Annotated in this window: 9 protein-coding genes; 7 read left to right on the top strand and 2 right to left on the bottom strand. The window is 70.4% G+C overall.

Going from position 1 to position 10,394, the window contains the following annotated elements; translation table 11 throughout:
• Nucleotides 1–226: 226 nt before the first annotated feature.
• From D7Y13_RS31355 to D7Y13_RS31345, 3 genes are read left to right on the top strand one after another with little or no spacing between them, the layout of a single operon-like run.
• Complete coding sequence (locus tag D7Y13_RS31355) at nt 227–2,425, top strand: serine/threonine-protein kinase (RefSeq protein WP_120583789.1); 2,199 nt, start codon at nt 227–229, stop codon at nt 2,423–2,425.
• Nucleotides 2,426–2,435: 10 nt separating this feature from the next.
• Nucleotides 2,436–3,461 carry an extracellular catalytic domain type 1 short-chain-length polyhydroxyalkanoate depolymerase gene (locus tag D7Y13_RS31350; protein ID WP_120583779.1) on the top strand — a complete coding sequence of 342 codons (1,026 nt, stop codon included), beginning with the start codon at nt 2,436–2,438 and terminating at the stop codon, nt 3,459–3,461.
• Nucleotides 3,428–4,219 (top strand): carbohydrate deacetylase, encoded by a 792-nt coding sequence (locus tag D7Y13_RS31345; protein ID WP_233595564.1) that lies wholly within the window; start codon nt 3,428–3,430, stop codon nt 4,217–4,219. Before D7Y13_RS31350 ends, D7Y13_RS31345 begins: the two co-directional genes overlap by 34 nt.
• A gap of 13 nt (nt 4,220–4,232) precedes the next feature.
• Here D7Y13_RS31345 and D7Y13_RS31340 read toward each other — a convergent pair whose 3' ends face one another.
• Entirely contained in the window at nt 4,233–6,131 is a 1,899-nt protein-coding gene (locus tag D7Y13_RS31340) for an ATP-binding protein (protein ID WP_120583778.1), read from the bottom strand.
• A 194-nt stretch (nt 6,132–6,325) separates the two neighbouring features.
• Between D7Y13_RS31340 and queF the strand changes: the two genes are divergently transcribed.
• Complete coding sequence (gene queF, locus D7Y13_RS31335; protein WP_120531977.1) at nt 6,326–6,685, top strand: preQ(1) synthase; 360 nt, start codon at nt 6,326–6,328, stop codon at nt 6,683–6,685.
• Between the two features lie 30 nt (nt 6,686–6,715).
• Here the strand turns inward: queF and D7Y13_RS31330 are convergent, their stop codons facing one another.
• Nucleotides 6,716–7,726 carry a serine/threonine-protein kinase gene (locus D7Y13_RS31330; RefSeq protein ID WP_233595566.1) on the bottom strand — a complete coding sequence of 337 codons (1,011 nt, stop codon included), beginning with the start codon at nt 7,724–7,726 and terminating at the stop codon, nt 6,716–6,718.
• A 265-nt stretch (nt 7,727–7,991) separates the two neighbouring features.
• On the opposite strand from D7Y13_RS31330, the gene D7Y13_RS31325 reads away from it, so the two are divergent.
• The 3 genes from D7Y13_RS31325 to D7Y13_RS31315 form a co-directional block, all read left to right on the top strand.
• On the top strand, nt 7,992–8,795 hold the full coding sequence (locus D7Y13_RS31325; protein ID WP_147444300.1) for a hypothetical protein: 804 nt from the start codon (nt 7,992–7,994) through the stop codon (nt 8,793–8,795).
• Entirely contained in the window at nt 8,792–9,712 is a 921-nt protein-coding gene (locus tag D7Y13_RS31320) for a DUF3396 domain-containing protein (RefSeq protein WP_233595563.1), read from the top strand. Before D7Y13_RS31325 ends, D7Y13_RS31320 begins: the two co-directional genes overlap by 4 nt.
• 87 nt (nt 9,713–9,799) lie before the next feature.
• The coding region (locus D7Y13_RS31315; protein WP_120630869.1) for a hypothetical protein at nt 9,800–10,394 on the top strand (595 nt) is incomplete at its 3' end.

Raw genomic sequence — 10,394 nt, 5'->3', positions numbered from 1 at the left:
GTCCCGGCCCGACCAATACGGTGCGCATGGGCCCGGTCCGGGGCCCGCGACGCCCTGAAACATCCTTGAAGCAAGGGTTCAGGGGTGGGGACGACCAGGCAGGCATCCCCGCATGACCTTGGGTGCTGGGGGCGCGGGCCCGTAGACTGCCGCCACCTTGGTGTCGGAATCCGGCTTCTCGTGGGCAGGTCACTACCGCTTGAGTTCGCGCATCGCGACGGGCGGCATGGCCGAGGTGTATCTGGCGCGCCCCATCGCTCCGGACGGGCAGCGTGGCCCGGCGGTGGCGGTGAAGAAGCTGATGCCGCACATGGTCGCGGACCGGCGCATCGTGCAGATGTTCCTCAACGAGGCGCGCATCACCGCGCAGGTCCGGCACCCCAACGTGGTGTCCATCCTGGAGCTGGGCATGGAGGGCGGGGAGCCCTTCATCGCCATGGAGCTGTTGGAGGGCTGTTCGTTCGCGGAGCTGCGGCGGGAGGCCGCGGAGCTGGGGCACCGGGTGCCGCTGGGCATCACCCTGCGCGTGCTGGTGGATGCGTGCCGGGGGCTGGATGCCGCGCACCGCGCCGTGGACGAGGCGGGCCGGCCCCTGAAGATCGTCCACCGCGACTTCACGCCGGACAACATCCACGTGGGCGTCAACGGCGCGGTGAAGGTCATCGACTTCGGCATCGCGAAGGCGGACGCGCTGGGCTCCGGCACGGAGCCGGGGACGCTGAAGGGCAAGTTCTTCTACATGTCGCCGGAGATGATCGCCGGCCGCAGCGTGGACCACCGCGCGGACCTGTTCGCCGCGGGGGTGATGCTCTACGAGCAGCTCTGTGGCCGCCGGCCCTTCACCGGCATGTCGCCCGACGAGGTGCTGTCGCGCATCGCGGAAGGACGGCCGAAGCCGCCCACCGCGTTCGACCCGTCGGTGCCGCAGGCGCTGGAGGCGGTGTGCTTGATGGCGCTCGCGAAGGACCCGGAGGCGCGCTTCGACAGCCTCCAGACCTTCATCACCGCCATCGAGTTGCTCGGCGGCCCCGCGGAGGTCGCCACGCCCGCGCAGGTGGCCGCGTACCTGGACACGTTGTTTCCGCCGGACCGCGACCCCAAGCGGCTGGCCCTGCGGCGCGCGAGGCTCGCGGATCCGTCGAACTCGGGCACGGAGGCGAAGCCCGCGGCGGACGGGATGCCACCGTTCGCGGCGCAGGGCATGGCGCGGTGGCCCACCGAGCCGGAGCGCACGGCGGCGCGAACAGGCGTGTACGGGTCGGGTTCGTGGCCCGGGATTCCCGATGGAACCGAGGTCCTGCCCCACGGTCCGGCCTCCCTGCCCGCGCAGCCAGATGAAGCCCCGGGCAAGCCGAACGCGCCCTCCGCCGCTTCACGCGATGAGACCTCGGGCAAGCTGGGCGCGCCTTCCGCCGCTTCACGCGGTGAGGTCCCCGGCAAGCCGAACGCGCCTCCATCCACGACGGGTGGAAGCAGCACGGCCCCCCGGTCGCGCAAGGGCATCGCCCTCCTCGTGGGCGTGCTCGCCCTGGGCGGAATGGGTGCGGGGGCGACCTGGTTCCTGCGGCGTCCGGATGTGCCTCCCACCGAGCGGATCGCCGCCGCCGAGGCCGCGACGACGCCGGAGGCGAAGGTCTCCGCGCTGGAGGGACTGGGCAAGGACGCACGCGCCACCGCCAAGGAGCTGGCCCGCGCGGGCACCCTGCTGCTCAACGCGGGCGCCCACCCCCAGGCCCTTGCGCTGGCGGAGGCGTACACCGCACGCTTCCCGAAGGAGGCCGAGGCCCACCTGCTCGCCGCGCGGGCCGCCACCGAGCTGCGCATGGGCAAACGCGCCGAGCGCGCCATCGACGAAGCCACCCTGCTCGCGCCCAAGGACATCCGCGCGCCCCTGGCCCTGGCCGACCTGCGGGCCCTCCAGGGCGATGTGCCAGGCACCTTGACCGCGCTCGCGAAGGCGTACGCGCAGTCCCCGGGCTCCGCCGAGGTGGCGCCCCGCTACGGGCACCTCCTGTCGCAAGGCGGCCGGCTGGACGAGGCCGCCAGCGTGTTGTCCGCCTGGACGCGTCAGCACGACGACGCGGCGGCCCTCGCGGAGCTGGGCTTCGTGCGCTTCCGTCAGGAGAAGCTGGACGACGCGGCCTCGCTGCTCAAGCGCTCGGTGAGAAAGGCCCCTTCGCTCGCGGTGGCCCACTCGTACCTGGGGGCCGTCCTCTTCCGGCAGGGCGACCTCCGCGGTGCCGAGCGCGAGTACCGGGAAGCGGAGCGGCTGGCCCCGGATGATCCCCGGGCGCTGACGGCGCGCTGCCGCCTGCATGCCCACTCGGGCGACACCGCCGCGGTGGATGAGGTGAAACGTACGCTGGCGGAAAGGTTCCCCGCCCAGGCGTCGGCGCTGGCGGCGGAGTGCGGTCCGGGGAATTAAATCCCCTTCCATGCGCCTTCGCCTCCTCGTCCTCGCCGCGTCCAGCCTGCTGATGACGGCCGCCGCCTGCGACTCCGCCTCGGATGAGCCCGCCCCCACGCCCGACGCGGGGACGCAGGGTCCGGACCCCACCGCCGGGGATGTCGCGCCCCCGGACCGCACGTCCTGCACCGGCCTCACCGTGGCCGCGGGCACCTACGACTGGACGGTCGAGCACGGCGGCCGCACGCGCGCCTACCGCGTCCACGTTCCCACCGGCTACGACGCCACGAAGCCCACGCCCGTGGTGTTCAGCTTCCACGGCTTCGCCTCCACCGAGGTGGAGCAGGAGCAGTTGAGCCAGCTCTCCACGCTGGGCGACACCGAGGGCTTCATCGCGGTGTACCCGCGCGGCCTCAACTCCCGGGAAGTCTTCGGGCAGGGCGACACGGACAGCCGGGGCTGGAACGGCGTCGCGTGCTGTGGCCCGGCGCAGATCGCCAACGTGGATGACGTGGGCTTCGTGGACGCACTGCTCGCGGACCTGGACACGCGCGTGTGCACGGATCCACGCCGCGTCTTCGCCAGTGGCTTCTCCAACGGCGGCTTCTTCTCCTACCGGTTGGCCTGTGAGCGCGCCCAGCGCTTCGCCGCCATCGCACCCGTCGCGGGCATGGAGGGCCTGACGGACTGCAACCCGTCCCGCGCCATCCCCGTGCTCCACTTCCATGGCACCGCGGATCCGACCATCCTGTACGACGGTGGCAGCAACCTCACCAGCGTTGGGGGCAGGCCCTACCCGTCCGCGGCCGAGTCCGTGCGCCGCTTCGCCGAGCGCAACGGCTGCACCGGCCCGGAACAGCAGACCTACCAGCAGGGCAACAGCACCTGTGTCGCCGCCACCGGCTGCGCGCCGGAGAGCGCCACCGCGAGCCTGTGCACCGTCACCGGCGGCAAGCACGCCTGGCCCGGGCAGACGGGCTACAACGAAGGCACCCCGGACCTGGACGCGACGCAGGCGATGTGGCGCTTCTTCCAGGCCCGTCCCCGGCCCTGAAGGAGCCCGCCACGCTGCCCCGCGCCCTCATCCTCAACGCCGATGACCTGGGCTACGACCCGGGCATCACGCGGGGCATCCTCCAGGCCCTGCGCGAGGGCGTCGTCTCCTCCTCCACGCTCCTGGTGAACACGCCCTGGTCGGAGGAGGCCGCGAGGCAGGCGCGAGGACTCGCCATCGGGTTGCATCTGAACCTGGACCGGGGTCCGCCTGTCGGCCCCGACTTCCCGCTCGAATTTCGCTCCGTGGACGGAGGCTTCATCGGGGCACGCGTGGACGCGCTCCCAGCGGACGTGGTGGAGGCGGAGGCCTTCGCGCAACTGGGCCGGGCGGAGCGGATGCTGGGTCAGGCCGTCACGCACCTGGACGTGCACAAGCACCTGCACCGTCATCCCCGGGTGCTGGAGGGACTGGCGCGGGTCGCGCGGCGCGCGGGGCTTCCGGTGCGGTCCATCGACGCGGACATGCGTGAAGCCCTCCGGGTACTGGGCGTGGCCACGAATGATCACTTCGTGGGTGAGTCCGGAGAAGCGGCATACTGGACGCCGGAGCGCTTCGCGGCGGCACTGACGGCGCTGCCCTCCGAGGGCATCACGGAGTGGATGTGTCACCCGGGCCACCTGCCGGAGGTCGTCACCAGCCGCTATGCCGCGCAGCGCGAGGTGGAGCTGGCCACCTTCCTCCATCCGCGCTCACGTGAAGCGTTGGACCGGGCGGGGCTGCGCACCACGGACTTCCGCGTGCTCGGCACCTCCTGAGCAGGCGCCCGCCCTACGACGCGAGCACGGTCTCCGACTCCACCGGCGGCACGCACCGGCGCCGCTCCCGGGCCAGCACGTCGTGCACGCCCGCGAGCAGCTCGTCCGCGCGGTAGGGCCGGGCGCACAGCGCGGCGTTCTCATGCGCCCACCACGGCCGTGAATCCCCCGCCAGCAGGATGGGCACCGGCCGGGCGCGGGGCAGCGTGGCGAACGTCTCCAGGAAGGAGCCCATCTGGGGCTGCGTGGCGCTCGTCGACAGCACGATGAGGTCCACGGGCAGGTGCGTCGCCTTGCGCAGGGCCTCCGCGCCGTTCTGCACGGTGAACACCTCGAAGCCCTCCGCCCGGAGCGTGCCCTCCGCGGAGGCTTCCTGCCCCCGGTCCTCGTCCAGCACCAGCACGCGACGCGGCAGCCGGCGCACTTCATGGGCCGCCATGCGCGGCAGGTCCAACGTGAAGGTGGAGCCCTCGCCCTCGCGGCTGATCAACGCCAGCGAGCCGCCGTGCATCTTCACGATGGAGTGGCTGATGAACAGCCCCAGCCCCAGCCCGCCGAAGTTGCGGTGCGACACGTTGCGCGCCCGGTAGAAGCGCTGGAACACCTGCCCCTGGTCCGCGCCCGGAATCCCGATGCCGTGGTCCTGCACCTGGATGCGCGCCGCGTCCGCCACGCGCGCCACCCGCACCGCGATGGGCGCTCCCGCCGGGCTGTACTTGTGCGCGTTCTCCAGCAGGTTCACCAGCACCTGCTCCAGCCGGTCCCGGTCTCCCAACATCCACACGCCGTCGGGAGGCACCTCCAGCGTGAAGGGGCGCTCGAAGGCATGGCGGAAATGGTCCACCACCTCCGCCACCAGCTGCCCCACCTCCAACGGCGCCGAGTCCAGCGCCAGCCGTCCCAGCTCCAGACGGCTTGCGTCCAGCAGGTCCTCCACCAGTCCCGCGAGCCGGTCCACCTGCCGCTTCGACTTGAGCACGCTGGCCAGCTCCACCGGCTGCCCCGCGGCGATGCGGCGCTCCATCGTGTACAGGCCCAGCTTCAGCGGCGTGAGCGGCGTCTTCAGCTCGTGCGACGCGATGGACATGAACTCCTCGCGCACGCGCAGGGCCGCCTGGGCCTCGCGCAGCAGGCGCGCGTTCTCCACCGCCACCGCCAACTGACTGGCCGCCGCGCTCCACATCTCCAGCTCCCGCACGGAGAACGAAGCGCCCTGTTCCTTGTAGATGAGCAGCAGGCCCACCGTGCGGCGCGGCGCGCACAGGGGCACCGCCGCGAACACCGAACCCACCGCGTCCCCGTAGCCCCGCTGGATGCCCAGCTGCGGCTGACGCAGGGCCAGGGCCTGCCGGTACGGATCCTCCGAGGGGTCGAACGCATCCCCCGGCGCTTCGAGCCCTTCCAGGTCCGACACCGCCATGCGGCGCAGCGTCGCGTCGTCCTCCTCGTAGAGGAACACCTCCGCGCGTCGCACCTGGGCACACCTCACCAGGGACACCACGGCGGCCGAGCAGACGTGGTCCACCTCCAGCGACTCACCCACCGCGCGGGCAATCTCCCGCACGGCCTGTGAAAAGGCGCCCTCGTCGTCCACGCCGGAGGGCTCCATCACCAGCCACGCCCCGGCGCCGTCGCCCGTGCGGGTGGGCTTCACCTGCACGCGCACCTGGCGGAGCGCGCGGGTGACGACATGCCCCGTGTGGGGCCGGCCCTCGCGGATGGCGCGCTCCAGCGCGTCCAGGCTGCGGCCGCGCTCCAGTGCATCCAGGAGCAGGCCGCCGGGTGGAAGTGCCACGCCCGTCTTGGCCGCGAAGCCCTCCTCGCACCACTGGACGCGCAGGTCGGGTCCCACGCGCAGCAGCGCTTGGGGCAGGCACGAGAGGACATCCTCGACGTCATTGGGTGGCAGCATGGGAGGGGGCGCGGCAGGGGTCGCCTGGGGGAGATATGAACCCCCTCGCATGATCGCAAACCACCCCCCGGCGATCTGCTGCCCTGAAGGGCCCTGGCACGTTGGAACCCGGACAGACACGGCGCCGGGCAGCCAGGGAGGCAACGCTCGGGAGGGCGGCGACAGGCGGCGGACGTGTGCTAGACGACACCGCCATGTCCTCTCAGCCGTCCAAGGAAGTCCAGACCTTCCCCAATCCCGCCCCCGAGCGCGATTATGAGATCGCCTTCGATGTCCCGGAGTTCACCTGCCTGTGCCCGCTGACGGGCCAGCCGGACTTCGCGCGCTTCACCATCAAGTACGTGCCGGATCAGCTCTGCGTGGAGCTGAAGAGCCTGAAGCTCTACATGTGGTCGTACCGCAACGAGGGCGCCTTCCACGAGAAGGTGACCAACACCATCGCGGACGACATCGTGAAGGCCATCCAGCCGCGCAAGCTCACCGTGGTGGGCGACTTCTTCGTGCGCGGCGGCATCGGCACCATCGTCACCGTCACGCACGAAAAGAAGAAGTAGGCGCGCGCCCGGCCTCCTTCGCCCCGGCCCTCAGCGGGTGAGCTGCTCCAGCAGCGGCATCCATTGGGCCTGGGAGAGGTAGAGGCCGGTGCCCGCGGCGACCGTGCCCGCGACGAGCGCGGCCAGCTTCCACTGGCCCTGGCCGCGCTTCGCGGGCTTCGGCGCGGAGAAGACGTCCAGCACGCCCAGCTCCTGCTGGGTGAGGTGGGCCAGGGCCTCCGTCTCCGTGAGCTTCTCGCGGTAGCGCAGGAAGGCGACGAGCAGCGCGGGGTGGGACACGCGCACCTCGTGGGCGAGGAACAGGTCCAGTTCGCGGCGCATGGCGGCGGCGTCCGGGAAGCGGGCCTCCGGCTTCACGGCCAGCGCGCGTTTCACGATGCGCGCCAGGGGCGCGGGCACGCCGGGCGCCACCTTGTGGAGGGGCGTGAACTTGCCGTCGCGGATGCGGGCGAACACCTCGCCGGCCGTCTTGCCCACGAAGGGGCGGGTGCCGGAGAGGGCCTCATAGAGGAGGACGCCCAGGGAGAAGATGTCCGTGCGCGCGTCGATGGCGGCGCCCGTCACCTGCTCCGGGGACATGTAGGACGGCGTGCCCACGGCCATGCCCTGCTGGGTGAGGGCTTCGAGGCCCACGTCCTTGGCGATGCCGAAGTCCATGAGCTTCACCTCACCGGACTTGGTGAGCATGACGTTCGCGGGCTTGAGGTCGCGGTGGATGATGCGGCGGAAGTGCGCGTGGTCGAGCGCGCTGGCGATGCGCGCGCCGATGACGGCGGCGACGTCCGGGGGCAGCGGGCCGTCCTTGATGAGGGCGTGGAGGGTGGGGCCGTCCACGTACTCCATGACCATGAAGAGGCTGTCGTTCTTCTCCACCAGGTCATAGAGGGTGACGATGTTCTGGTGGCGGAAGGCGGCGAGCGCCAGGGCCTCGCGGCGGAAGCGCGACAGGGCCTCCTTGTCGCGCTGGCCTTCGGGCAGCAGCTCCTTGATGGCCACCTCGCGCTGAAGCAGCTCGTGCAGGCCGCGATACACGAGCGCCATGCCGCCCCGGCCCAGCTCTCCCAGCACGCGGCATGCGCCAATCTTGCGGTGACGAACGGCTTTATCGGTCTTCGGCTCGGCGACGCTCACGGGGGCGAAGGGTAGCGACTCACGCCGCATGCGTCGATGGGCCCTCGGGCGACAGGGAGCATTCGCACAGGTGTGATGGAAAGACGCGGTGTCGCTGTCTCACTCCAGGACGCCTACCCGGGACGCGCGGGCTGGCAGGATGGGCGGCGCGGGTGGACACGGACGCGGAGGCAGGGTGTCGGGACCGAGGACAGGGTGGTGGGTGCTGGTGGCGGTGGGGCTTGGCGCCTGCGCGGGTCCGCGCGGTGGCTCGGGGACCTTCAAGCAGACCGTGGACAGCGCGACGAGCAGTTGTCGGCACTCACCGTCGCTGTGCGCCGGGGCGGATGCGGTGGTGCCCGTGCCTCGCGCGGTGCAGCTGGCCGTGGTGGTCGCGGGGGCCCAGGCCATGCTGGACGAGGACACCCGGCGGGCGGTGGAGGAGTCGTTGAAGAAGTGCGCGGATGACGCCCGTTCGGAGATCCTGGACCAGCAGCATGGAGGCAAGAGCCCGACCCAGGAGGAGTGCAAGGAATCGATCAAGACCCCGGGCGGCGAGTCCATGACCCGCGCCATCTGGTTCGGGGAGCAGATGCACACCCTGGCCCTGGAGTGCGCTCAACAGAAGTTGGAATCAATACTGCCAGGCCGCTTCAGCATCGAGCCGACCTACCGATTCGACCCAAGCACCCGCACCACCACCCTGCTCAGCGCCGAAGAGGTCATGCTCCTGAAACAGCCCCGCTTCGTCAGCGAACTGAAGGGCACCATCGTCCCAGACATCGTCATCCATTCCGGGAGCCCCTTGAAGGTGACCGGGGTCTACGACTTCAAGTTCCCGTGCGTGAACCCCAACAAGCCTCCCGCTTGGCGGACGGGTGCGAATGAAGATGGCTCTTCGGGAAGGACTCCGTCGCAGAAGGAGCGTTACATGGAAGCATTCGGGCTGGATGAGACGCAGGTCTTGCGCGTCATCCCAAGGTTGGGGGTGTTCCGATGAGCCTCGCGATTCCTCGCATCCGTCTCCAGTTGGAGGATGGCCTCCTGATTGTCCGCGACGGGCTCGAATTCTGCTTCTACATGCCGCATCCACATGAGGTCTTGAAGCCAGGCATCCTGCGAGCGCTGGATCTCTATCAAGAAGCCATCGGCAGGGACTCACTTGGCTGGCATTCGGATTCCGAGGGCCAATGGCAGCAACTCGATGCGGCGGGTTGGGAGTCCACCCGTCGGGAGCTTCAAGGAAGCCCAGCGACAATGGTCCTGATGACGGACGCATCCACCACCGACATCCGATTCCACTTCGAGTACCTCGGACGGGAACTCGGCCATCCGGAGACGATTCACGGACCGAACGCGGTCAGCGCCCTGCGGGTTTCGTTCCCCACGGAGTTCCTGGAGACACATGGGCCTGGACACGTTCGCGAGCTGGCGCTCGAAATGGCGAGGCCGCTCCCCATCAGCGCGGGCCATGCGGGCCTCTCATTCAATGGCACCCCCCACGCCTCGGTCGTCCGTGACGAGGTGGAAAGGCTGAGCCTCCGCCATCCGGCCATGGATGTTCTCTCCCTGGATGGCCTTTCCAGCCGGATTGGCACCCGTGTCCGCGGGCCCTCGTGGATGAACTTCCTGGGGCAGCCTGTCCTTGGACAACTCGGAGGAACCGAAGCCCTGCGCGATCGGCTGACCTCTCCGGGCACCACCGTGCAGGACCTGGGACCCGACCGCGCCGTCGTCACCCTGGGACCGGCCCCCGAGGCTGGCGACCTTGAACAAGGCCAGACACTTCCCGCCTACCGGGAGCTCGCGCGCGTACTTGAGCCATGGTTGTACCAAACACATTCAGGCCCCTCGTCCCCGGACGAAGTCGCCACCGTCACACGGCTACGCCGCTGGCAGCGGCGCTTCCTCGACTGAGCGCTCCGCCTCCTGTCCCCCCTCCCCGTGCACCCACGGGCCCGCGTTTCCATGCTGTTCCCATCCAACGTGCCCAGGGGGAACGTCATGACGGAACGTGAGGCCTACATCCAGAAGATGGAAGCGGAGCACCGTGAAGCGACCGCGCGCTTCCAGGAACTCGAAGCCCAGTCGGACCTCGCGGAGAGCGAGGACGAGCTGGACCTCATCACCGGCGCCAAGGAGCGCAGCGACGACTTCCACCGCGAAGTCCAGGCCCTGCGCCACGCGGATCAACAGGACTGGCACCGCGTGAAGACCGCCGCGGAGAAGGCCCGCACCCGGTTCATGGACCACCTGGACCGCGCCGGCCTCCAGTGGGACCAGCTGCGCATGGGCTACCGCCGTGAACGCGAAGCCGAGCTGCGCAACCTGGGTGCCCAGATGGACCAGTGGGAAGCCGCCCACCAACGCACCGCCGCCGAGGACTCGCTCCTCACCCGCCAGGAGTTCGACTTCATGAAGCGCGACCTCTTGAACACCCGCAGCCTCCTGCTTCACCTGGGCCACGCGCGCGGCGCGGCCTGGAAGCAGGCCCGTGAGGAGTACGAGGCCGCCTGGCGCGACCTGCGCGAGCGCTCCCGCCGCATCCGGGCCGACAGCCCCACCGACTCCGCCTCCCCCCTGTCTCTTATACCCATCT

The organism is Corallococcus praedator, assembly GCF_003612125.1.
GTDB classification, from domain to species: Bacteria; Myxococcota; Myxococcia; order Myxococcales; family Myxococcaceae; genus Corallococcus; species Corallococcus praedator.
The sequence above is the reverse complement of the archived record's forward strand: the minus strand, read 5'-3'. Positions and strand labels throughout refer to the sequence as shown.

Excerpts from the sequence above, each read along its gene's own strand:
- D7Y13_RS31355 (WP_120583789.1), top strand. The coding sequence starts at position 227 with ATGGCCGAGGTGTATCTGGCGCGCCCCATCGCTCCGGACGGGCAGCGT.
- D7Y13_RS31350 (WP_120583779.1), top strand. The coding sequence starts at position 2,436 with ATGCGCCTTCGCCTCCTCGTCCTCGCCGCGTCCAGCCTGCTGATGACG.
- D7Y13_RS31340 (WP_120583778.1), bottom strand. The coding sequence starts at position 6,131 with ATGCTGCCACCCAATGACGTCGAGGATGTCCTCTCGTGCCTGCCCCAA.
- queF (WP_120531977.1), top strand. The coding sequence starts at position 6,326 with ATGTCCTCTCAGCCGTCCAAGGAAGTCCAGACCTTCCCCAATCCCGCC.
- D7Y13_RS31330 (WP_233595566.1), bottom strand. The coding sequence starts at position 7,726 with ATGGCGCTCGTGTATCGCGGCCTGCACGAGCTGCTTCAGCGCGAGGTG.
- D7Y13_RS31320 (WP_233595563.1), top strand. The coding sequence starts at position 8,792 with ATGAGCCTCGCGATTCCTCGCATCCGTCTCCAGTTGGAGGATGGCCTC.